The sequence below is a fragment of the Acinetobacter sp. LipI_23 genome, assembly GCF_058243045.1.
On the sequence record NZ_JBZAYJ010000001.1, the window covers coordinates 2,492,116 to 2,514,841 of the forward strand.

Consider the following 22,726-nt stretch of genomic DNA (forward strand, 5'->3'; position numbering starts at 1 on the left):
CTTTAGCAGGGTTTTTTTATGAATCAGTTCAGTGCTTAGTGAGCAGCGAATTGGTTCATTGTGTTTTTAGCATCATCGTGCGCTTTAAGAGCGTTGTCACCAGAGAAGATTTCTTTGTGATCATCACCGATGTCAGAACCCGCCATTGCTTGGTGTTTAACACAAGCGATACCACCACGGATTTCTTTACGTTGTACGCCAGCAACATAAGCCAACATACCTTCAGAACCGAAGTAACCTTGTGCAAGCTCATGAGTAGAAAGAGCAGCAGTGTGGTAAGTCGGAAGTGTGATCAAGTGATGGAACACACCCGCTTCACGAGCAGCATCTGCTTGGAATGTACGGATCTTAGCGTCTGCATCAGCAGCTAATTCAGTAGCATCGTACTCAGCGCTCATTAATTTAGCACGGTCGTAAGCAGAAACGTCTTTACCTTCAGCAACCCAACGGTCGTAAGCTTGTTGACGGAAGTTCAACGTCCAGTTGAATGATGGAGAGTTGTTGTAAACAAGTTTCGCATTTGGAACTGTTTCTTTAACACGGTTAACCATGTGCGCGATTTCGTCAACGTTTGGAGTCGCAGTTTCGATCCAAAGAAGGTCAGCACCATTTTGAAGGCTAGATACACAGTCAAGAACAACACGGTCAATTTGTGTGTCTGGACGGAATTGGTATAAACCAGAAGCCAAACGTTTTGGACGGTGAAGTTTACCATCACGCTTGATTAAGATTTCGTCTTCTTGAGCATCAGCAATGTCAATTTCAACAGTGTCTAGGAAACCGATGTATTGAGAAGCGATGTCGCCTGGCTCTTTAACCACTGGGATTTTTTGAGTCAAGTCAGCGCCTTCAGAGTCAGTACGCGCAACGATGATACCGTCGTCAAGACCCATTTCTAAGAATGCATAACGTAATGCATGGATTTTAGAGATGAAGTCTTCGTGAGGAACAGTTACTTTACCAGCTTGGTGACCACATTGTTTCGCGTCAGATACTTGGTTTTCGATTTGTAGTGCACAAGCACCCGCTTCGATCATTTTCTTAGCAAGTAAGTAAGTCGCTTCTTCGTTACCGAAGCCAGCATCGATGTCTGCAATAATTGGCACAACGTGAGTTTGGAAACCGTCGATTTGTGCAGTGATTTCAGCAGCTTTAGCAGTATCGCCTGCTTCGTTTGCTTTTTTAAGCGCACGGAAAAGGTCGTTTAATTCTTTCGCATCAGCTTGGCGTAAGAACGTGTAGATTTCTTCGATCAACGCAGGTACTGAAGTTTTTTCATGCATAGATTGGTCAGGAAGTGGACCAAATTCTGAACGAAGCGCAGCAACCATCCAACCAGAAAGGTAGATGTAACGACGTTCAGTCGTACCGAAGTATTTTTTGTTCGCAATCATTTTTTGTTGTGCGATGAAACCGTGCCAGCAACCCAAAGACTGAGTGTATTTGCTAGAGTCAGCATCATAAGCAGCCATATCACGACGCATAATTGCAGCTGTGTATTTAGCGATATCTAAACCAGTTTTGAAACGGTTTTGGATTTGCATACGCGCAGCATCTTCAGGACTGATGTCTGCCCAAGTGCTACCGAATTTTGCTTTTAATTCGCGGATTGCATCAATCGCTGTTTGATATGTAGTCATGATATTTCCTGTAATAATATTAGGATTTTCTTCAACGAAAAGCTAAAATCAGACCCTCAAGCTTTTGCTTAGATTTAGAGCGCTTCGTTGCGATGAATACAGATTAGATTGACAGAATAAATTAATCCAATATTCTGCATTAATTTTCAGTATTTATTTAAAAAATATATAGATAAAAGTCTAATTATATTTCGATAAAACATAATTAAGTAATTGTTATTTTTAAACTTAAATAAAATAAGAAAACCGTGAAAAATACATCCTTTGTCGAATATTTCTTCATTAGACTTAAGTCTCGGCCGTTGGAAAAAAGAGTTCAAACCAAAAATCAATACTTAATTTGACCCAAATGACAAAAGTTCAATATTCAGCAAAAAGAGTATTTATCACGCTTTTATTCCATCAATAACAGGCCAGCTTAAGCCATTTTCTAAGCAATAATCTGAGCCTCAATTTACGCATATTGAGACATTGCTTAGGACTAATATGCTCTCCGTTTTTAAGCATAAAAACCCATTTTCTGAGAAAATGAAGGGGGTATTCTTTGTACAACCCGATGCTTTTTTTTTCGTCAGTTTATTACACAAGCCCGATGGCTTATGGCATAATGCAAACAATTTCATGATTTTATTCTCGGTATTTATTTTATGAATCTGGAGCGGGTTGATCTAAACCTCTTAATTTACTTGGACGTACTTTTACGCGAAAAAAATGTAACCCGAGCAGCTGAACAATTGGGTGTCACCCAACCAGCAATGAGTAATATTCTACGTCGTCTTCGTAACTTATTTAATGATCCCCTGCTAATTCGTTCTTCTGAAGGTATGACACCGACCGAACGGGCTTTAGAATTACAACCCCGCATACGTGACGCTCTTTCTGATCTCTCCATGATTTTGGAACCTCGTACCGAGTTCCGTCCTTATACCTCAAATCGTGTTTTCCGTATTATGACTTCGGATTATGCCGAAGCAACCTTAGTTCCCCGCCTCGTTAAAGCATTACGTTCTGAAGCACCCAATGTGGTTTTAGACTTCTTAACCCCAAGTGATGTGTCATATCGTGATATGGAACAAGGTAAAGTTGATCTAGCCATTAACCGATTCAATGAAATTCCACAAAGCTTCCACCAAGTTTTGGTCTGGCGTGACAGTTTTTCATGTTTGCTCAATGGTAAACACCCTGCTGCCAGCAACTTAAACCTAAAAAGTTACCTCGATGCACAGCATATTTGGGTCTCTAAAACAGGTATGGGCGTTGGTTTCGGCGTTAACCCTGAAAAACAAGCAGGTCTAGGTTGGATTGATCAAGCTTTAGAACGGATTGGCCAAAAACGTAAAATTTCGGTCTTCACCCGACATTATCAAATGCCTGCACTATTGGCTTCAAATGTAGATTTGATCGCGACTTTACCGACCCGTATTGCACGCTTACAAGCCAAAAGTCAAAACCTCCTGATTAAAGACCCACCTTTTTATATTCCAGAACTTGAGTTGAAAATGGCATGGTGTCCACTGTTACATCACCATCCTGCACATCGCTGGCTCAGACAGCTGATTTTGTATGTGGCACGTCAAATGATTGAGGAAGAAAATCGTGAGTTTTTAGGCAATAACTCGCAATTCTCACATTATTAAGCATTCAAGCTCTAAATAATTCATTTTCATACCAATAACTCAGGTATGATAGAAGACAGTAAGTGATTACTGTCTTTATTTTTTTGTGTTAAAAATATTCATAATAACGATGAATCACAGGTGGATTCCGTGAGCCTTTTTCAAAACATAGTTATCATTCTAGTCCTAATTGCTGGGGCGGGTTTCTTGTCTCTGACAGAAATCGCACTGGCAGGAGCACGTAAGGTCAAGCTGAAAATCTTGGCTGAGTCGGGCGATGATCGCGCACAGAAAGTTTTGAATTTACAAGAAAATTCTGCTGACTTCTTTGCCGCTTCACAAATTGGCTTAAACGCAGTGGCAATCTTGGGCGGTATTTTAGGTGAAGGGGCTTTTCGTCCTTACTTCATGAGCTTTGTTGCTCGTTTTTATACTGGCCCTTGGTCTGAAACCATTAGCTTTGCTCTATCTTTCACTTTAGTCACCTCACTATTTATTTTGTTTGCTGACCTCATGCCAAAACGTTTAGCCATGATTGCCCCTGAAAAAATCTCTATTGCAGTGATTAACCCCATTCAGGTGTTTATTAAGGTCTGCAAACCTTTGGCTTGGATTATTAATGCCCTTGCCAACTTGTTATTCCGCCTGTTTAAAGTGAATACCACCCGTGATGACAACATTACCTTTGATGATATTTCGGCAGTGATGGATGCGGGTGCGCAAGCTGGGGTGCTACAAAAGCAAGAACACCATTTCATTGAAAATGTATTTGAACTTGAAGAGCGGAATGTACCTTCAAGTATGACCACGCGTGAAAATGTGGTGTATTTTACTTTAAATGAATCTGAAGCCAGCATTCGTCAAAAATTGGCTGAATATCCTTATTCTAAGTTTTTAGTTTGTAGTGAAAATATTGATGATGTAATTGGCTATGTGGATGCCAAAGATATTCTGGTCCGTATTCTGAATAATCAATCTTTACTACAACTCAATGAAAGCACTATTCGTAATGTTCTCACCATTCCAGACACATTAACCTTGTCTGAGTTATTAGACCGTTTCCGCTCCACCAAAGAAAAGTTTGCTGTTGTGATTAACGAATATGCTTTGGTCGTGGGCGTCATCACCCTGTCAGACATTATGATTACGGTCATGGGCGACTGGGTTACTCCAATTGAAGCCGAACAACAGATCATTAAACGTGATAATAATTCATGGCTGATTGATGGCAGCACGCCGATTGAAGACATGAAGCATGCACTGGCCATTGATGAAATGCCAGATGAAGAAAATTATGAAACCTTGGCTGGTTTTATGATGTACCGTCTACGCAAAATTCCACGCCCTGCCGATACCGTAGAATACGCAGGCTTTAAATTTGAAGTGGTTGATGTCGATCATTTTAAGATTGACCAACTTTTAGTGACGCGCTTACTTGAAGAAACACTACAGCCTGCAACCCAAACAGTCGAGGAATAGAAACATCGCCTTGAATTAAAACCTTGCAACTGCAAGGTTTTTTTTGCTTCAGATTTAACCATATGAAGTTATACAAAATAAGTATCTTAACCATACTTTACAGATATATATTATTTATTAGAAAAATAGAATGAAAAATTACATATGTTTAAGAGCATTTAAAAATCATGCTGAATTGCATACTATCGCTGTCACTTGATGAATAAACAGACTTAACACGTTCAAAGGATTGATCCATGCTGACCATTTTAGGTTTAGGCATGATTATGTGCTTCATGTACTTAATCATGTCCAAACGACTGAGCGCTCTTGTTGCTTTAACTTTAATCCCTATCATTTTTGCATTACTTACTTATGTTTTAAGTCTCTTTGTTGACAACCTTGCTGGATTTGATATTGCTGAACTTGGCAATATGATGATGGAAGGCATTAAAAAGCTCGCTCCTACGGGCGTAATGCTCCTTTTCGCAATCCTTTATTTTGCAATTATGATCGACACGGGTCTATTCGACCCTTCAGTGAAGTGGATTTTAAAGCAGGTTAAAGGTGATCCTTTAAAAGTGACCCTCGGCACCATTACACTGACTTTAATTGTTTCCTTGGATGGTGACGGTTCAACCACTTACATGATCTGTGTTGCCGCAATGCTACCGCTGTATAAGCGTATTGGTATGAGCCCTTTAATTATGGCTTGTCTAATGATGCTTGCGAGCGGAATCATGAACCTAACGCCATGGGGTGGACCAACAGCACGTGCTGCAACGGCATTGCATGTCGATCCAAACGATGTCTTTGTTCCGATGATTTTACCAATGCTCGTTGCAATTGGGTGGTTATACTTCCTCGGCTTTATGTATGGCCGTATGGAGCGTAAACGCATTGGTATTGTGGAATTAGATATTAGCCATGGTGACAGTATTCAGATTTCGCAAGAACCTGAAGCCAACCGTGCCCACTTAAGATGGTTTAACGCTCTACTAACTTTGGTCTTGATGGTCTGCTTAGTAATGGGCATTTTACCTGCGGCGATTCTGTTCATGGTTGCCCTGTGTATTGCCTTGGTGGTGAACTATCCAGATCTAGACATGCAAAAGCGTTTGGTTGGTAACCACTCTGCCAGTGCCTTAGCTGTAGTCGGGATTATCTTTGCGGCAGGTATTTTTACCGGTATTTTATCGGGTACAGGTATGGTTGAAGCCATGTCTCAAGAACTGGTTGCCATTATTCCAGAAAGTATGGGGCCGTATTTAGCACCTATCACGGCTGTGATTAGTATGCCACTGACCTTCTTCATGTCGAATGATGCCTTCTACTTTGGTGTACTGCCTGTACTCTCTGAAGCCGCTGGACACTATGGTATCACTCCTGTGGAAATGGCTCGTGCATCGATTGTTGGTCAACCTGTACACTTACTGTCCCCATTGGTTCCATCGACTTACTTACTCTGTGGATTGGCTGGAATTAACTTTGGTGAACACCAAGAATTTACCATCAGGTGGGCGGTGATTACTTGTTTAGTGATGCTGGTTACAGCGATGATCTTTGGTATTTTCCCACTTTACTCAACACTGGGTTAATCAAATACTCATACTGAGTTATAACGAACCTTAAGCTCAACAACCGATAAATACCCGATGTATCACATCGGGTATTTTCATTTATAATGCCTTGATATAACAATATAATAGAGTCAAGCTTATGTCTTTTTCATTGCCTGCTATTTTGGCGTGTACTTTCTTTTATTCTGCGCTTTATCTGATTTACTATTATTTTTCCCAATACAGCCACACACTTCTGATCGTAAGTGCGATTGTTTTGCTGATTTTAGCATGGCGGATTACACCTTATGCTTATGAACGTGGGCAACGCAGCTTTAACGATACTCTGTCTTTTGGACAATATTTCTGGAATCCACTCATTACATGGTGGCGACTGTTCATTTGGCCCATCAGCTTATTACTGTCTTGGATTTTCCATAGCTAATATAGCCCCATAAAAAAAGCACCCGAAGGTGCTTTGATACTGCGATCTTAACGACCATACAATTCTAGCAATTTATCTAAAGTTGCTTGATAGTGAATGGTAATATCTTCAGATAAAATTTTATATGCACTGTCAAACTGAACCATTGGCCAGCCTTCTTTCCAAAATGGGAAGATGTTGTGCAAATCATGTGTCACGGTCGCATCTTCCCGTACAATGGCTTGTGCAACTTGTGACAAGACTTGTGCTGTTTCCGCACCATCAATCGCCATGTAATCAATCCCACGTACTTTTAAAATACGGATGCGGTCTTTCTTATAACGAATTTTTTTGGCTTGACCTTCATTCAAGCCCAATGCCAAAGCTACAGCTTCAACAAATTTGCTTTCAAAAGATTGGTTTAAAGCCACAATCGCAAGTTTATGTGCTTCTTGACGACCCGCTTTACCGCCTTTACGAATCTCTTCTTTTGCCTCTGTATCAAGCTCATCGTCTTTCATAGACTGCAAAATGTCTAAAATTTCGATATCACTTAAAGATTCAGGAGAATGATCAGTCATGAACTGCCCTTAGACAAAAAAATTGAATCCGACATTTTCGCATAATTCAGAGCGAAAAAGCGAAATTGTTGTGCTTTTCTCTGTGAATATTCTGTTTCACGTATTTTTTTGAGCCATCCCCTTCCAAATCTACTATAGTAAAGGCTATTTTTCTCATACGCTCTTTTTTGACGATGCAATCCAAACAAGTTCAACTGTTACTGCAACAATTAGAGACCCGCTACCCTGCCGCATTTAAACGTAATTACTTGCTTTATAGTCAAATCAAAACACGCGGTATTTTAGATGACCAGCGTGAAGTTATTCCGTGGGTTTTGGCGGTGATGATTTTTATTCCAATCAGCTTAATTCTGAAAGATTTTTACTTAACTCACTTGGAGAATCTCGATCCGCTCCAAAGTCACAGTTATGCCATTATCAGTATTTTATTGGTGCTGATGTGGGTCTTACCTTTTGTCATTAAACAAATTAAACATTCATCAAACTCCCTGTATCAACTGCAACGCTATGCGCCCATCAAACTCGCCGCAGTGATTCTTTTAAGTGGACTAAATCTGATGTTCCTTGAAAGCAGTTTGCTGATGTGGATCTTGTTTTATTTTGGTGTGAACTTTGGTTTTGTGCGCTTCTATAAAGAAAATTTATTTCGAGACCACAGCCAGTCGGTTGAACATCACCAGTTACAACAACTCAGACGTGTCTGTTTTTGGGCCTATAAGCAAACAGTCAAATCTCGACTCCAATTACGCTTTAGCTCCCATCAATCTGAAGATTATCAGGCACGGAAAACCCAGCTGGGGCATGAAGCAGACTTATATGTGCAACTGCTGAAGTATGAGCATGCTTACTGTAAGCAGATTAAGCACATCGATCTCGACAGTTATATCGATGAAAAATTATAAAAAACCGAGCAATGATGCTCGGTTTTTCTAAGGTCATTTTATGCCGTTTGCTTTAACGCACTGACTGGCAATAATGTCGGGTCTAATATCACTTGATGCGAGCGAGTTTCATCAACGATGTATTCTTTGTGCTTAATGCTATCCACAAATATCCAATCCGCTTGCACCTGCTCTGCGGTAAAACGGACTTTCAAATAACCGCGTTGATTCAAATTGCAATAATTTAACTCCTCAATCAAGCTGGTAAATGCAAATTCAAACGCTTGGAGTTGTTGCATCGGAATGGACAAATATTTCTCCAACCCAGGGGAAGAGACCGAACTGGTTGCCAACTCCACGCCAACCAATACCCCATCTTTACTCGATAAATCCGAAGCCCAAGCATTATGGGTATCTCCAGCAAGGACCACAACTTTTTTCTTAAGTTGTGCCAAAGTGCCATACAAAATTTCACGCTCAGCAAAATAACCATCCCACGCATCTAAGTTATAAGGTGCAGTAACCGCAAGACGCGCTTTCTCCTCTGGACTTACGGTTGGATCACCTGCATCCATTCGAGCTTTAATTTTTAATAGTTCAGTGATTTGTGTGGTGATTTTACTTAAGGTCTCAGGACTAGGATTACCTGCTGTAATTTCTGCCAGCGACATTAACAATTCTGCTGGAACAAACATTTTGCTCATCAGAATCTGCTGGCCGAGTACATTCCATGTTGCCGTAGATTGCTGAAGTTTCTGCAATAACCAATTTCGCTGCTCCACACCCATCAAGCTACGCACAGGATTGATTAAATCGGCTTGGAATTTTGCAATATCTAAACCTGTAGCAGTCATATAGTTTGCATAATCTAATTGCACATTACGTGCAATAATCCGTGTATCCAGCATCGTCAGTTGAACAAGCGTACCAAAATCAAATTGACGATAAATCTTGATATTCTGATCATCAATTGGACGGATTGGCATCCATTCAAAATAGGCCGCCAGTGCCGCAAGTTTACGTTCAAAGAAATCACCTTCAGTATCTGACTGATGATTTTCAGCACCCTTTTCCCAGGCATCATTTGCGAGTTCATGGTCATCCCAAATCACAATAAAAGGATGACGTTGATGCGCGGCCTGTAAATCCTGATCTAATCTATATAAAGCATAACGTTTGCGATAGTCATCTAAGCGAATAATTTCTGCATTATTATCATCCGCCAGTGCGCGCCCCATCGCTACAGCCTCTTCCGTTGCATATTCGCCCATACCATATTCGTAAATGTAATCCCCCAAATGAATCACAACATCGACATCCTGTTTGGCCATTTCTTTATAAACATGGAAATAGCCCGCTGGATAATTTGAGCATGAGCAGACCGCAAACTGTACCAACTGTACTTGTGCTGCCAATGTTTTGGTTTGCCCAGTGATCGAATATTTCGACGCCGATTTAAAACGGTAGAAATAAACTTGCCCTGCTGCCAGTCCCGTCACATCCACTTTCACAGTAAAATCTTGTGCAGCCGTGGTCAGCACCTTTCCAGTTGCTGTAATGTGTTTAAAGTCTGCATCTTTTGCCACTTCCCACACTACCTCTAAACGCGCACTGCTGTCCGTCGGTGTTACACGTGTCCAAATGATAACTTGAGTTTGTAAAGGATCACCACTGGCAACCCCATGCAAAAACTGCACTTGCGTAGTGGGCTGTGTGTTTGAATCGGCGTCATCACCACAAGCGGTTAGTGAAATAGGTAAAGATAAAGCACCAAATCCTGCCAAAGTTTTTTGAATAAGTTCTCGGCGGTTCATTTTTTTTGTCATGTGGATTGCCTAAAGACGATATGGACTTGAAATTTATGCGAAAAAGATGACATCCATATCTCAAGTCGATGACATTTTTATGAAGCCTGAACGAGTGCAGCACAGATAATTTTGCTATTTTTTAAACATAAACCGCTGAATTGATTGAAAAGAAAGCAAATAATCACAAATAGACTTGCCAACTTTTATTTCGTCCTCTATTATTGCGCTCATGCCCGAGTGGTGAAATCGGTAGACACAGGGGATTTAAAATCCCCCGCCCACAAAGCGTGCCAGTTCGAGTCTGGCCTCGGGCACCATTCTTAAGCTAATTAAGATGGTGCAATAAAAAATCCAGCGATATGCTGGTTTTTTTATGTCTATAATTTATGCCTCGAAGCACATAACAATCACAATATGAAAAAGAACACTCTTATTATCATCTTATGCCTAATTTTTTCAAACGTCAGCCATGCAAACCCCACCTCGCAGCAAACAGATAGCGATACGTTTTATGACTTGTTTGCAGGCACGATTATTGAAAAAGACCGTCAACTCTATTTACATGCGTGTAAATCAGTAGATGCTCATTTTAAATTAAGCTTTAATCACACTAAAGATGAGCAACATATTCGTGAGCTCATGAAAAAGCATCCAAAATTTTGGCTGAATCTCAATGCAAATGCTGAAATGGTCGAAGGCGAATACCTGATGACAGTCGATGCGATTGGAGATGAGCATTTAAAGCAAAGCTGTCATCTCACCGATCTTTTAGATGAGTTGTAACAGCAAACTCTGTTTCTAAAGCAAAACCAACAGAACTTGAAATGAGAGAGTGACTCACCACTCTCTGTTCACCACCAATTCTTCCATTTCAATATCCATAAACCCAGCATCTTGCACCACCATCATCATCGCTTCAGCAATAAAATCGGCAGCAGAATCATCTAATGATGAATCTAGATCTTCAAAATGCGGCTTCATTTCATTAATTTCAGCTACTGTGGCATTGGCATATTGATAGATATCACCCTCAGATTTTGCTTTTACAATTTTTTTAGCAAAAGTCTCAACATGCTGCTTCACTTCAGCAACAAGAATATCGGGATAATATTCATCATCAAACATAGGGAGAAGTAAATCTGCAAACATACAGGCACTCAAAACGAGAAACTTAAAAAACGAGTCTGTATAACATAAACCGAACAAATCACCAAATAAAAAAGCAGCATCTGAAGATGCTGCCAGTCTAACAATCTAATATAGATCAAATTTTCAAATTAAATCATTAGCCCAGCATTCCGCCGCCCCATTAAGCAAGATTCATCGCTTGCCAAACCTTGATCGCATCACTCATGGCTTTGACATCATGGGTGCGTACCATACACGCGCCTTGTTGAATACTCAGCAAATGTCCCGCTACAGAACCCACGGCCCGCTGGCCTGCATCTGCCCCACCTAAGGCTTCGCCGATAAAGCGCTTCCGTGACAATGCGGACAAGATGGGATACCCGAGCTGATTCAGCTGATGGAATTCGTTTAAAAGCTTAAGGTTCTGCTTTGCATTTTTAGCAAAGCCAAAACCCGGATCAATCATGATATTTTCAGCTTTGACACCTGCCTTGAGTGCATCCGCCACACGCTGGGAAAGCTCAGCCATCACATCTAAAGTGACATTATCATATTGATCTAAACTATTCATGGTGGTTGGTTCACCACGCATATGCATGATGATCACTGGAATATTCAGTTCAGCTGCCATCTCTAAAGCATTCGGGCGTGTTAATGCTCTCACATCATTCCAGATATGTGCGCCTGCTGCGACCGCAGCTTGAATTACTTCAGGTTGAGAGGTATCAATCGAAATGACTACATCAAGTTCAGCCAAAGCTTCCACCACTGGGACGACACGACGAATCTCTTCTTCAACCTCAACTACAGATGCACCTGGACGTGTAGATTCACCCCCAACATCGATGACTGTAGCCCCATCCGCAATCATTTGCTGAACATGCGCAAGCGCTTGTGCTTTGCCATTATGTTTGCCACCATCACTGAACGAGTCTGGCGTCACATTTAAAATACCCATCACATGCGGTACCGACAGATCGAGTGATAGCTCACCACAACGTAGGATTTTCTTCGGCAAAGCCATCAATTGCATGTGATATTCTCCAGTTCAACTTACATTATCTTAACGCGTTCCCACTTTTAAGTGCCTATTTTTCTTCATCGGCAGTGGAAAATCTGCGCAATAAAAAACCACCCGAAGGTGGTTTTTTATTTTAACTTTTAAAAATTAAGTTGCAGATGGTAATGGTGGTGGTGTACTTGGACCATCCGTTGGAGTTACATCCATCACAGGATTTTCTGCAACATATACTTTTGGTGGTTGTGGCTCACGACCTTCCATAATGTCACGAATTTGCTCGCGATCAATCGTTTCCCATTCCATCAAAGCTTTCACCATCGCATGAGCAATCTCTTTATTGTTTTCCAAGATATTGCGCGCTACATGGTATTGCTCATCGATGATACGACGAACTTCAGCATCTACTTGTTGCTGTGTTGCTTCAGAAATCGTACGACTACCAATGCTGCCCATGAATGATTGCTGAGAATCATCTTCATACACCATTACACCCAGTTTGTCAGACATACCGTACTTGGTCACCATCGCACGTGCCATTTTAGTTGCACGTTCAAAGTCGTTTGAAGCACCTGTCGACATTTGGTTGATAAAGATTTCTTCGGCAATACGACCACCAAACAAAATTGAAAGTTCATTCAACATTTTGTCTTTATAGTGGCTGGTTTGGTCATGTTCAGGCAACTGCCATGTTACACCCAACGCCCAACCACGCGGCATAATAGTCACTTTATGTACAGGGTCTGTACCCGGTAGAATTTCAGCCACAATCGCATGACCAGCTTCATGGTACGCTGTTGCACGACGCTCTTCTTCACGAATCACCATCGACTTACGTTCAGGGCCCATGTACAACTTGTCTTTTGCATCTTCAAAATCATGCATATCAACAGTGTTCTTGTTCCGACGCGCAGCAAATAATGCAGCTTCGTTCACAAGGTTCGCCAATTGTGCACCCGAGAAGCCCGGTGTACCACGTGCAAGCACTTGTACATCGACACCAGTCACTGAAGGCAATTTCTTCATGTGAACATTTAAAATTTGCTCACGACCTTTAATGTCTGGTAAGCCAACCATTACTTGGCGGTCAAAACGACCCGGACGAAGTAAAGCCTTATCCAGTACATCGGCACGGTTTGTTGCAGCAATGACGATAATACCTTCATTGCCTTCAAAGCCATCCATTTCCACCAACATTTGGTTAAGGGTTTGTTCACGCTCATCGTGACCACCGCCAGTACCCGACCCACGATGACGACCCACTGCATCAATCTCATCAATAAAGATGATACACGGCGCGTGGCGTTTGGCTTGTTCGAACATATCACGTACACGTGATGCACCCACACCCACAAACATTTCAACAAAGTCAGAACCAGAAATACTAAAGAATGGTACTTTCGCTTCACCTGCAATTGCTTTTGCAAGTAAAGTTTTACCTGTACCCGGTGGACCCACCATTAACACGCCTTTAGGAATCGTTGCACCTAAGCGTTTAAATTTTGAAGGATCTTTTAAGAAATCAACAATTTCTACAACTTCTTGCTTTGCTTCATCACAGCCAGCGACGTCGGTAAAAGTCACTTTAATTTGGTCTTCTGCCAACATTTTTGCTTTTGACTTACCAAAACTCATTGGACCGTTTTTACCACCTGCTCCGCCACCCATGTTGCGCATAAAGAACATGAATAACAAAATGATTAAAAGTACAGGGAAGCTTGCGATCAAAAGTTGCATCAATAAACCTTGACGTGCAGGTGCAGTACCTTCAACGACAACGTTATTTTTAATCAGATTAGGCATAAGCTCTGGGTCTTGAACCGCAGGACGAATACTTTCAAACTCTGAACCGTTTGATTTTTGGCCATGAATTCGTTCGCCATCAATTGTCACTTGCTTAATTTGACCAGCATTCACCGCAGCAACAAACTCTGAATAATTCATCGCTGTCGGCTTTTCATTGCTACTGACATTACTGAAAATAAGGATCAGTACGCCCAGTATCACTAGCCACAATATGGCATTCTTGAAGAGATCGCTCAAAGCTTTATTCCCATATCAATCTAATTTGATCATGCCCTATCGGGTGACCTTAAAGTTTCTGCTGAAGATCAGCTTCGCAAAATAATAAAAAGGTACAAAATGCACAATTTTTAACGACTTGGCAAGTAAACTTTATTTGAAAGCCTTCTTACGGCCTTGCCCAACTAAGAATACTTCCTTAGATCGGGCACGTGATGCAGCAGGTTTTACTGTTTTTAACACATCAAAGTTGTCGACTACTTGCTTGCGGAACTCGTCAAAGCCTGTACCTTGGAATACCTTTACAACAAATTGACCATTTGGACCGAGCACTTTCGTAGCAAAATCGATGGCCAATTCACAGAGGTAAATCTGGCGAGGTTGATCTACAGCCTTGTTACCTGAAGTATTGGGGGCCATATCTGAAATTACAACGTCTACTTTACGTCCATCTAAAATATTTAACAATTTATCGAATACTTCTTGCTCACGGAAGTCACCTTGCAAGAAGGTTACATCTGGGAGTGCATCCATTTCCAAAATGTCAGATGCAACCACCAATCCTCGATCACCGACCAGCTTTCCTGCAATTTGTGACCAGCTTCCAGGTGCAGCACCCAAGTCAACCACAGTCATGCCTGGACGAATAATGTTATATTTTTCTTGAATTTCAAGTAACTTATAAGCTGCACGTGCTCGATAACCTTCTTTTTGCGCTTTTTTCACAAAATGATCATCAAGGTGCTCTCTCATCCACGCACGGCTACTTTTGGATAACTTTTGGTTGGTAATGCGTGTTGCCATATCTCTCTAAAACATTAAAATTTCTTAAACTTAATTGTACGTTAAATTCTCTAGGCTTGCAGTATACATCTGTATCCAAATCTTGGGTTTTAGTTGTTTTTTTCTATTATCTAAATCGATTATTTCCACAGAATATAAAGCGTTTAATTTCGCAGTTTGTTATACTAAGCCGTTTTTAAAATTAGGTTATCTTTATGGCGACTTTATCCATTCAGGAACGCAAGCGTTTGCGTCAAATCGGTCATGCTTTAAACCCTGTAGTAATGCTTGGCGGTTCAGGTCTGACTGAAAATGTCGTTGAAGAAATTTTACGTGCTTTAAACGACCACGAATTGATTAAAGTCAAAGTCGCGGGTGAAGACCGTGAAGAGCGCGCTGCAATCATTGCAGAAATTGCCTCAACTACAGGTGCAGAAATTGTACAGACCATTGGTAAAATTGCATTGCTTTACAAAAAAGCGGCGAAACAAAATGCCAAATTGTCTAATTTAGTTCGTTTCGCTCACGCAGCAAAATAATTGTAGTTTTTTATGGCAAGTTACGAACTCAGTGCATTTGATCGTCGCTTTCAAGCTATTTCGCTTGTTGGTGCGATTGAACAACAAAGCCCATATGCTCTCAATATCGGCTTTTGGTTACGCGATCCCAATTTGTACATGCACTGGCCTGAAGTCGTGAATGCAAATCCTCGTCAAGACTTTTTATGGGAAAACACCTGTTTTGAAGTCTTTATCGGGGTAAAAGGCGAAGATTATTATCGCGAGATCAATCTCTCCCCTTCGCAAGCTTGGCAGGCTTATCAGTTTGAGGAATATCGCTATCCTGAAGATATGCCGCCACAAGTCGCTTACGATATTGAACTCAATCAATTGAAGCGCACCCACTATGGTTTAAATGTCAGCATTGATCTGACTGAATTTATGCTGCAACACAAACTCAAATGGGCTGACCTATATCTGGGTTTATCCGCGGTGTTGAATACTTCACAAGGTCAACAGTTCTATGCCATGCAGCATAGTGGCCAACAAGCTGACTTTCACAATAAACGTGATTGGCTACATCAGTTTTAATCCAGACAAATAAACCAGATCAATAAAAAAGTGAGGCTATGACCTCACTTTTTTATGCACTTAATCTTGGGCCTCGTACAGCTAGATTACTTGCTTGAAACTTTATTCCACGCATCTAAGGTGTGTTCTTTTGAACGTTTGAAAGTTTCAGTCAACTGATCTTTATGTTTTACTGAAATTTCGCTGACATCACCTTTTAACTCTTTACCTAGTTTGGTCAAGTCATCTAAAACAGCAGTAAACTCAGTTTTAACAAACTCTTTTAGTTCAGTTAAGTCTTTTTGAGAGTTCGATAACTGCCCTTTAATGGTTTCTAAGCGCAGTAAAAGATCTTGTTTAAACTGGAGGAGTTGCTCTTGCACACTGGCATTCAACTGCTTCGCTTCAGCCTCAAGCTTTTCTTTGCTTTCAACTACCGCTTCAGTGACCTGCTCTGTCGCTTCTTTCGCCACTTGCTCAAGCTTTTCAGTGCTTTCTGCAACGACTTCTTTCAACGCTGGCTTTGGTTTGGTCACTTTGTCTTGTTCAGTCATGATGTTATTCCTGTTGTTATATATACAGCGACAGCTTAGCGTGATTCGATAAAATTTAGATTTTGATTTGTTAGACAATTATTTGTTGTTACATTTTTCTTTACAAAACTTAGAAACAGCTTCCGCTACAAAATAAAAGCACTTTAATCTTGTTAATTCCATCTTATTGGCATGGACTTTGTTAGTGAAGTTGCGTATAGTGCCATGTTAAGTTCAAGCGAGCAGACATAGGGAGGGTAGGTTTTTAGATAGCCTTCCTTTTTTTTCGTCTACTCGCTTTTTTACAGCCTAAATTTCAGGAGCTTTGGTTTGAGCACCCCAGCAATTTTAGCCCTTGCCGATGGTACGATCTTTAAAGGAACGTCTATTGGTGCATCGGGTAGTACGACTGGTGAAGTCGTTTTCAACACTGCCATGACTGGCTATCAAGAAATTTTGACTGACCCGAGTTATGCACAGCAACTTGTGACTTTAACTTACCCTCATATCGGTAACACAGGTTGTAATGATGAAGACGCTGAGTCAGGTCGAATTCATAAAGTGTGGGCCAACGGATTAATCATTCGTGACCTACCTTTATTGCATAGCAACTTCCGATCAACGCAATCTTTAGGCGAATACTTAAAAGAACATAATGTTGTCGCAATTGCAGATATTGATACGCGTAAATTAACCCGTATTTTGCGTGACAAAGGTGCGCAAAATGGTTGCATCCTTGCTGGTGAAAATATTACTGAAGAGCAGGCTTTAGAAAAAGCACGCGCATTCGGTGGTTTAAATGGTTTAGACCTAGCTAAAGAATGCTGTGACCCAACTGGTTTCGAATGGACAGAAGGTTCTTGGGTATTAGGCAAAGGCTTCACACAACCTGAACTTAAATTCCATGTTGTTGCATACGACTACGGTGTCAAAACCAACATCTTACGTATGCTTGCAGACCGCGGTTGTAAACTCACTGTCGTGCCTGCACAAACTCCTGCTGCTGACGTGCTAGCATTGAATCCAGATGGCGTGTTCTTATCGAACGGCCCTGGCGATCCAGCTGCATGTGACTACGCAATTGAAGCTGTAAAAACAATTGTAGAAGACGCTCGCAACCTACCCGTCTTTGGTATTTGCTTGGGTCACCAAATTCTTGCACTTGCCTCAGGTGCAAAAACAGTGAAAATGCCGCATGGTCACCACGGTGCTAACCACCCTGTTCAAAACATGGAAACAGGCACAGTGATGATTACTTCTCAAAACCACGGCTTCGCAGTAGATGCAGAGACTCTTCCTGCAAACTTGAAAGCTACGCACAAGTCTTTGTTCGATCAAACTCTTCAAGGGATTCATCGTACAGACAAACCAGCATTCAGCTTCCAAGGTCACCCTGAAGCAAGCCCTGGTCCGCATGACTGCGCACCATTGTTCGATCATTTCATCGAACTTATCGAAGCATCTAAGAAGTAATTAAGGAAGCGATCATGGCTAAACGTACAGACATTAAAAGTATCTTAATTATTGGTGCAGGTCCGATTGTCATCGGACAGGCATGTGAGTTTGACTACTCAGGTGCGCAAGCGTGTAAGGCTCTTCGTGAAGAAGGCTACCGTGTTATTTTGGTGAACTCTAACCCAGCAACCATTATGACCGACCCTGCGATGGCAGACGCAACATATATCGAGCCAATCACTTGGCAGACTGTTGCACAAATCATTGAAAAAGAGCGTCCAGATGCTGTCCTTCCAACAATGGGTGGTCAAACAGCATTGAACTGTGCGCTTGCACTTGATGCCAACGGTATTTTAAAAAAATACAATGTTGAATTGATTGGTGCGACCAAAGAAGCGATTGAAAAAGCTGAAGACCGTAAACTGTTTGATGAAGCAATGCGTAAAATTGGTCTTGAATGTCCAAAAGCTGCGATTGCTGAAAACATGGAAGAAGCTTTAGAGATTCAAGCGCGCTTCGGCTTCCCTGTGATTATCCGTCCGTCATTCACGATGGGTGGTTCAGGTGGCGGTATCGCTTATAACAAAGAAGAATTCCTTGAAATCTGTGAACGCGGTTTCGATCTTTCTCCAACCAAACAATTATTGATTGATGAATCTTTAATTGGTTGGAAAGAATACGAGATGGAAGTTGTTCGTGACAAAAACGACAACTGTATTATCGTTTGTGCGATCGAAAACTTTGACCCAATGGGCGTGCACACAGGTGACTCAATCACTGTTGCGCCTGCTCAAACATTGACAGACAAAGAATACCAATTGATGCGTAATGCATCTTTAGCAGTTCTTCGTGAAATTGGTGTGGAAACAGGTGGTTCTAACGTTCAGTTCGGTATCTGTCCAGATACTGGCCGTATGGTGATCATCGAGATGAACCCACGTGTATCGCGTTCATCTGCCCTTGCATCAAAAGCAACTGGTTTCCCAATTGCAAAAATCGCTGCGAAACTAGCAGTTGGTTATACCCTTGATGAATTAAAAAATGACATCACGGGTGGAACAACTCCTGCTTCGTTCGAACCTGCAATTGACTACGTGGTAACAAAAATTCCACGTTTCAACTTTGAAAAATTCCCACAAGCAGACGCAACACTGACCACACAGATGAAGTCTGTGGGTGAAGTGATGGCGATTGGTCGTAACTTCCAAGAGTCTGTAAACAAAGCGCTTCGTGGTCTTGAAGTTGGTGCGTGTGGTTTTGATGAAAAAATCGCTGTAGGTACTGAAGGCGCGAAAGAAAAGATCTTGGTTGAACTTAAAGTTCCGGGTCCAGAGCGTATTTGGTATGTAGCCGATGCATTCCGTCATGGTTTCACCTTAGAAGACGTGTTCCAAGCGACGAAAATCGATAAATGGTTCTTGATCCAAATCGAAGACATCATCAAAACTGAAAATGAAATCAAAACTTTAGGTTTTGGTGATCTAAACGCAGACAACATCCGTTCGTTCAAACGTAAAGGTTTATCTGACCTTCGCATCGCGAACTTGATGGGTATTTCACAAAAACAATTCCGTAAGCACCGTTGGAACTTGGGCGTGACTCCAGTTTACAAACGTGTGGATACTTGTGCAGCAGAATTCGAATCTGACACTGCCTACATGTACTCAACTTACGATGATGAGTGTGAATCAAACCCATCTGATAAAGATAAGATCATGGTGATCGGTGGTGGCCCTAACCGTATTGGTCAAGGGATCGAATTCGATTACTGCTGTGTACACGCGGCGCTTGCAATGCGTGAAGATGGTTTTGAGACCATCATGGTGAACTGTAACCCTGAAACAGTTTCAACAGATTACGACACTTCAGATCGCTTGTACTTCGAACCAATCACTTTGGAAGATGTACTTGAAATCGTACGTACTGAAAAGCCAAAAGGCATTATCGTGCAGTACGGTGGTCAAACTCCGCTTAAATTGGCTCGTGCTTTAGAAGAAGCAGGTGCGCCAATTATCGGTACATCACCGGATGCGATTGACCGCGCAGAAGACCGTGAACGTTTCCAACAAATGATTCAACGTCTACAACTTCGCCAACCAAACAACAGCATCGTAAAATCTGCTGAAGAAGGTATGGCTGAAGCATCGAAAGTCGGCTACCCACTTGTGGTACGTCCTTCTTATGTACTCGGTGGTCGTGCGATGGAAATCGTATACAACGACGACGAACTTAAGCGCTACTTACGTGATGCGGTACAAGCATCAAATGAAGCACCTGTTCTTCTTGACCGTTTCTTAGATGATGCAATTGAAGTTGACGTAGACTGCGTATCTGACGGTAAAGACGTTGTGATCGGCGGTATCATGCAGCATATCGAACAAGCAGGCATTCACTCAGGTGACTCAGCATGTTCTATTCCTCCGTACTCTTTATCTCAAGAAGTTCAGGATGATATGCGTCGTCAAACCATTGCTATGGCGAAAGAGCTTGGCGTAATTGGTTTGATGAACGTACAGTTTGCTGTAAAAGGCACTGACGTTTACATCTTAGAAGTGAATCCACGTGCATCACGTACTGTACCGTTCGTTTCTAAATGTATCGGTGAATCATTAGCGAAAGTTGCTGCACGTTGTATGGCGGGTCAATCTTTAGAATCTCAAGGATTCACGAAAGAAATTATCCCTACATATTTCTCAGTAAAAGAAGCAGTATTCCCTTTCAATAAGTTCCCTGGTGTTGACCCAATTCTTGGCCCTGAGATGAAATCTACAGGCGAAGTGATGGGTGTGGGTAAAACTTTTGGTGAAGCATTCTACAAAGCTGTTTTAGGTGCAAACGAGCGTTTACCAGGTCTTCCAACAGAAGGTGAAGTGAAGCATGCATTTATCTCTGTGCGTGATTCAGACAAACCTCGTGCTGTTGGTATTGCGAAGCAACTGGTAGGCTTTGGCTTCAAAGTACTTGCGACTGGCGGTACTTATGAGTTCATTAAAGCTGCAGGTATTGAGTGTGAACGTGTAAATAAAGTCACTGAAGGCCGTCCTAATATCGTGGACCGCTTGAAAAATGGCGAAGTTCACCTCATTATCAATACAACTGAAGGCAAACAAGCTCAACAAGATTCGTTCTCGATTCGTCGTTCAGCGCTTCAAGCGAAAGTGTATAACACTACGACCTTGAACGGTGCTGATGCTGTATGCCAAGCTTTTGCGATTCAATTGCCAATGGATGTATACCGTTTGCAAGATTTACAAACTGTAGGTTAATTCGTTTACCGAGAAGTCCCGTCACCTCTCGGTGGCGGGCTTTTTTCATTTATAAACCTATATTTTTTTACACTCACCGACTTGAGGGACAACAATGCAACGTTATCCTATGACTCCCCAAGGCAAATTAGCCTTAGAGAAAGAATTACATCAATTAAAAAGTATTGAACGTCCACGTATTATTGCGGCAATTGCTGAAGCACGTGAGCACGGGGATTTGAAAGAAAATGCGGAATACCATGCTGCGCGTGAGCAACAAGGTTTCTGTGAAGGTCGTGTTCAAGACATCGAAGGTAAATTGGGTGCGGCTCAAGTTATCGATGTAAAAGAACTTGAACAGAACGGTCGTGTGGTTTTTGGGGTGACAGTTACTATCGAAAACTTAGACACCGAAGAACAAAAGACCTATATGATCGTTGGTGACGACGAAGCTGATTTTAAAATCAATAAAATTTCAGTGAACTCTCCTATCGCACGTGGCCTTTTGGGTAAAAGTGAAGGTGACGAAGCAAAAATTCAAACCCCTCAGGGTGAAGTTGAATACGAAATTGTAAAAGTTGCATATATCTAAGTTTCTTTGATATTTACGGCTGTAGAAACCCCTCTATTGAGGGGTTTTTTGTTTTTGTATTTTCCCAAATATCTCTCCCTAGCCCTCTTCTTATGCACGTGGGAAATTTCACTCCAAGAATGAGATAGATTTAGGGTATTCATTTCCTCTCTTTTTCAAAGCAAGACTTTTATTTGTTATAATTTCTCACACTCTTCAACGCTGTCTTTTTATGTCTGAGCCCCTGATTAATTCTCCTGTCAAACACTGGTGTGAGTTTGAGTTCATCTCTAAAACGGTGAAGAATCCGAATATTCACATTAAAGGGAATTACTCTTACTACTCAGCGTATTGGGATCAAGGTTTTGAACGTTGTGTTGTGCGTTATTTACATGATAAACCCTCGACCATAGACAAACCAATTGATCAGCTCTATATCGGTAACTTCGTTTGTTTTGGCGCAGAATGCGTCATTATGATGGGTGGTAACCAACTGCATCGTACTGACTGGATTTCGGCCTTTCCTTTTGATACGCGTAGTTTTGTGCCCGCAGGTGATACAATCATTGGGGATGGCTGCTGGATTGGCTCTCGTGCCATGATTATGCCAGGTGTAACACTCGGTGAAGGTGCAGTAGTGGCAACGGGCGCTGTCGTGACCAAAGATATTCCACCCTATGCAGTTGTGGGTGGTGTGCCTGCCAAGATTATTAAGTATCGCTTTCCCGAAGTTGATATCGAAAAACTGCTTGCACTGAAGCTCTATGACTTAGATGAAAAGCTGTTTTTAAAGATGCGTGAGCAGTTACAGACGAGTGATGTAGATACGTTGATTGAATATATACAAAAAAAGATCTAGGGTGTGTTGACACTTTTAGCTTAAAAAAATAGCGAAGTAGTAAAATCAAATCGCCAAACCCAATTTTACTATTCG

The 22,726-nt window shown here is 41.6% G+C and carries 20 protein-coding genes and 1 tRNA gene; 13 read left to right on the top strand and 8 right to left on the bottom strand.

Annotated features, from left to right (window positions below):
- Nucleotides 1-35 precede the first annotated feature (35 nt).
- Entirely contained in the window at nt 36-1,640 is a 1,605-nt protein-coding gene (locus tag AC4CVD_RS12310; protein WP_078388603.1) for an isocitrate lyase, read from the bottom strand.
- A gap of 647 nt (nt 1,641-2,287) precedes the next feature.
- Between AC4CVD_RS12310 and AC4CVD_RS12315 the strand changes: the two genes are divergently transcribed.
- The 4 genes from AC4CVD_RS12315 (at nt 2,288) to AC4CVD_RS12330 (ending at nt 6,718) form a co-directional block, all read left to right on the top strand.
- Nucleotides 2,288-3,277, top strand: coding sequence for a LysR family transcriptional regulator (locus AC4CVD_RS12315; RefSeq protein ID WP_004695623.1), 990 nt, complete (start codon nt 2,288-2,290; stop codon nt 3,275-3,277).
- Nucleotides 3,278-3,406: 129 nt separating this feature from the next.
- On the top strand, nt 3,407-4,735 hold the full coding sequence (gene paeA / locus AC4CVD_RS12320; RefSeq protein ID WP_004695622.1) for a polyamine export protein PaeA: 1,329 nt from the start codon (nt 3,407-3,409) through the stop codon (nt 4,733-4,735).
- A 236-nt stretch (nt 4,736-4,971) separates the two neighbouring features.
- Nucleotides 4,972-6,312 (top strand): CitMHS family transporter, encoded by a 1,341-nt coding sequence (locus AC4CVD_RS12325; RefSeq protein ID WP_078388602.1) that lies wholly within the window; start codon nt 4,972-4,974, stop codon nt 6,310-6,312.
- Nucleotides 6,313-6,433: 121 nt separating this feature from the next.
- On the top strand, nt 6,434-6,718 hold the full coding sequence (locus tag AC4CVD_RS12330; protein WP_004695618.1) for a hypothetical protein: 285 nt from the start codon (nt 6,434-6,436) through the stop codon (nt 6,716-6,718).
- Between the two features lie 47 nt (nt 6,719-6,765).
- On the opposite strand, the gene AC4CVD_RS12335 is transcribed toward AC4CVD_RS12330, so the two are convergent.
- Nucleotides 6,766-7,278, bottom strand: a complete 513-nt coding sequence (locus AC4CVD_RS12335; RefSeq protein WP_004695616.1) for a hypothetical protein — start codon at nt 7,276-7,278, stop codon at nt 6,766-6,768.
- A gap of 173 nt (nt 7,279-7,451) precedes the next feature.
- Between AC4CVD_RS12335 and AC4CVD_RS12340 the strand changes: the two genes are divergently transcribed.
- Complete coding sequence (locus AC4CVD_RS12340) at nt 7,452-8,180, top strand: hypothetical protein (RefSeq protein WP_419276403.1); 729 nt, start codon at nt 7,452-7,454, stop codon at nt 8,178-8,180.
- A gap of 38 nt (nt 8,181-8,218) precedes the next feature.
- Here the strand turns inward: AC4CVD_RS12340 and AC4CVD_RS12345 are convergent, their stop codons facing one another.
- Nucleotides 8,219-9,985 carry an alkaline phosphatase D family protein gene (locus AC4CVD_RS12345; RefSeq protein WP_490753212.1) on the bottom strand — a complete coding sequence of 589 codons (1,767 nt, stop codon included), beginning with the start codon at nt 9,983-9,985 and terminating at the stop codon, nt 8,219-8,221.
- A gap of 213 nt (nt 9,986-10,198) precedes the next feature.
- Between AC4CVD_RS12345 and AC4CVD_RS12350 the strand changes: the two genes are divergently transcribed.
- A tRNA-Leu gene (locus tag AC4CVD_RS12350) sits at nt 10,199-10,284 on the top strand.
- Between the two features lie 97 nt (nt 10,285-10,381).
- Nucleotides 10,382-10,750 carry a hypothetical protein gene (locus AC4CVD_RS12355; RefSeq protein WP_078425328.1) on the top strand — a complete coding sequence of 123 codons (369 nt, stop codon included), beginning with the start codon at nt 10,382-10,384 and terminating at the stop codon, nt 10,748-10,750.
- 54 nt (nt 10,751-10,804) lie between these two features.
- Here AC4CVD_RS12355 and AC4CVD_RS12360 read toward each other — a convergent pair whose 3' ends face one another.
- The 4 genes from AC4CVD_RS12360 to rlmE form a co-directional block, all read right to left on the bottom strand.
- On the bottom strand, nt 10,805-11,116 hold the full coding sequence (locus AC4CVD_RS12360; RefSeq protein ID WP_004982696.1) for a DUF5713 family protein: 312 nt from the start codon (nt 11,114-11,116) through the stop codon (nt 10,805-10,807).
- Nucleotides 11,117-11,276: 160 nt separating this feature from the next.
- Nucleotides 11,277-12,128 carry a dihydropteroate synthase gene (folP, locus tag AC4CVD_RS12365; protein ID WP_317112233.1) on the bottom strand — a complete coding sequence of 284 codons (852 nt, stop codon included), beginning with the start codon at nt 12,126-12,128 and terminating at the stop codon, nt 11,277-11,279.
- 135 nt (nt 12,129-12,263) lie between these two features.
- Nucleotides 12,264-14,156 carry an ATP-dependent zinc metalloprotease FtsH gene (ftsH, locus tag AC4CVD_RS12370; RefSeq protein WP_159127305.1) on the bottom strand — a complete coding sequence of 631 codons (1,893 nt, stop codon included), beginning with the start codon at nt 14,154-14,156 and terminating at the stop codon, nt 12,264-12,266.
- A gap of 132 nt (nt 14,157-14,288) precedes the next feature.
- The gene (gene rlmE, locus AC4CVD_RS12375) at nt 14,289-14,939 is read right to left on the bottom strand and encodes a 23S rRNA (uridine(2552)-2'-O)-methyltransferase RlmE (RefSeq protein WP_004695608.1); all 651 of its coding nucleotides are present in this window, start codon (nt 14,937-14,939) and stop codon (nt 14,289-14,291) included.
- 194 nt (nt 14,940-15,133) lie between these two features.
- Between rlmE and yhbY the strand changes: the two genes are divergently transcribed.
- Nucleotides 15,134-15,457 (top strand): ribosome assembly RNA-binding protein YhbY, encoded by a 324-nt coding sequence (gene yhbY / locus AC4CVD_RS12380; protein ID WP_004695606.1) that lies wholly within the window; start codon nt 15,134-15,136, stop codon nt 15,455-15,457.
- A gap of 12 nt (nt 15,458-15,469) precedes the next feature.
- Nucleotides 15,470-16,009 carry a DOMON-like domain-containing protein gene (locus AC4CVD_RS12385; RefSeq protein ID WP_004695605.1) on the top strand — a complete coding sequence of 180 codons (540 nt, stop codon included), beginning with the start codon at nt 15,470-15,472 and terminating at the stop codon, nt 16,007-16,009.
- A gap of 86 nt (nt 16,010-16,095) precedes the next feature.
- Here the strand turns inward: AC4CVD_RS12385 and AC4CVD_RS12390 are convergent, their stop codons facing one another.
- Nucleotides 16,096-16,542, bottom strand: coding sequence for a hypothetical protein (locus AC4CVD_RS12390; protein ID WP_114836993.1), 447 nt, complete (start codon nt 16,540-16,542; stop codon nt 16,096-16,098).
- A gap of 309 nt (nt 16,543-16,851) precedes the next feature.
- Between AC4CVD_RS12390 and carA the strand changes: the two genes are divergently transcribed.
- The 4 genes from carA (at nt 16,852) to AC4CVD_RS12410 (ending at nt 22,651) form a co-directional block, all read left to right on the top strand.
- A complete protein-coding gene (gene carA, locus AC4CVD_RS12395; RefSeq protein WP_004695603.1) occupies nt 16,852-17,994 on the top strand; it encodes a glutamine-hydrolyzing carbamoyl-phosphate synthase small subunit in 1,143 nt (380 codons plus the stop codon).
- Nucleotides 17,995-18,008: 14 nt separating this feature from the next.
- Nucleotides 18,009-21,242, top strand: coding sequence for a carbamoyl-phosphate synthase large subunit (gene carB / locus AC4CVD_RS12400; protein WP_490753213.1), 3,234 nt, complete (start codon nt 18,009-18,011; stop codon nt 21,240-21,242).
- A 94-nt stretch (nt 21,243-21,336) separates the two neighbouring features.
- A complete protein-coding gene (gene greA / locus AC4CVD_RS12405) occupies nt 21,337-21,813 on the top strand; it encodes a transcription elongation factor GreA (protein ID WP_005400425.1) in 477 nt (158 codons plus the stop codon).
- Between the two features lie 211 nt (nt 21,814-22,024).
- The gene (locus AC4CVD_RS12410) at nt 22,025-22,651 is read left to right on the top strand and encodes a CatB-related O-acetyltransferase (RefSeq protein ID WP_490753214.1); all 627 of its coding nucleotides are present in this window, start codon (nt 22,025-22,027) and stop codon (nt 22,649-22,651) included.
- Nucleotides 22,652-22,726 lie beyond the last annotated feature (75 nt).

Coding starts and splice junctions, on each gene's coding strand:
- AC4CVD_RS12310 (WP_078388603.1), bottom strand. CDS start 1,640: ATGACTACATATCAAACAGCGATTGATGCAATCCGCGAATTAAAAGCA.
- AC4CVD_RS12315 (WP_004695623.1), top strand. CDS start 2,288: ATGAATCTGGAGCGGGTTGATCTAAACCTCTTAATTTACTTGGACGTA.
- AC4CVD_RS12325 (WP_078388602.1), top strand. CDS start 4,972: ATGCTGACCATTTTAGGTTTAGGCATGATTATGTGCTTCATGTACTTA.
- AC4CVD_RS12330 (WP_004695618.1), top strand. CDS start 6,434: ATGTCTTTTTCATTGCCTGCTATTTTGGCGTGTACTTTCTTTTATTCT.
- AC4CVD_RS12335 (WP_004695616.1), bottom strand. CDS start 7,278: ATGACTGATCATTCTCCTGAATCTTTAAGTGATATCGAAATTTTAGAC.
- AC4CVD_RS12340 (WP_419276403.1), top strand. CDS start 7,452: ATGCAATCCAAACAAGTTCAACTGTTACTGCAACAATTAGAGACCCGC.
- AC4CVD_RS12345 (WP_490753212.1), bottom strand. CDS start 9,985: ATGACAAAAAAAATGAACCGCCGAGAACTTATTCAAAAAACTTTGGCA.
- AC4CVD_RS12355 (WP_078425328.1), top strand. CDS start 10,382: ATGAAAAAGAACACTCTTATTATCATCTTATGCCTAATTTTTTCAAAC.
- AC4CVD_RS12360 (WP_004982696.1), bottom strand. CDS start 11,116: ATGTTTGCAGATTTACTTCTCCCTATGTTTGATGATGAATATTATCCC.
- folP (WP_317112233.1), bottom strand. CDS start 12,128: ATGCAATTGATGGCTTTGCCGAAGAAAATCCTACGTTGTGGTGAGCTA.
- rlmE (WP_004695608.1), bottom strand. CDS start 14,939: ATGGCAACACGCATTACCAACCAAAAGTTATCCAAAAGTAGCCGTGCG.
- yhbY (WP_004695606.1), top strand. CDS start 15,134: ATGGCGACTTTATCCATTCAGGAACGCAAGCGTTTGCGTCAAATCGGT.
- AC4CVD_RS12385 (WP_004695605.1), top strand. CDS start 15,470: ATGGCAAGTTACGAACTCAGTGCATTTGATCGTCGCTTTCAAGCTATT.
- AC4CVD_RS12390 (WP_114836993.1), bottom strand. CDS start 16,542: ATGACTGAACAAGACAAAGTGACCAAACCAAAGCCAGCGTTGAAAGAA.
- carB (WP_490753213.1), top strand. CDS start 18,009: ATGGCTAAACGTACAGACATTAAAAGTATCTTAATTATTGGTGCAGGT.
- greA (WP_005400425.1), top strand. CDS start 21,337: ATGCAACGTTATCCTATGACTCCCCAAGGCAAATTAGCCTTAGAGAAA.
- AC4CVD_RS12410 (WP_490753214.1), top strand. CDS start 22,025: ATGTCTGAGCCCCTGATTAATTCTCCTGTCAAACACTGGTGTGAGTTT.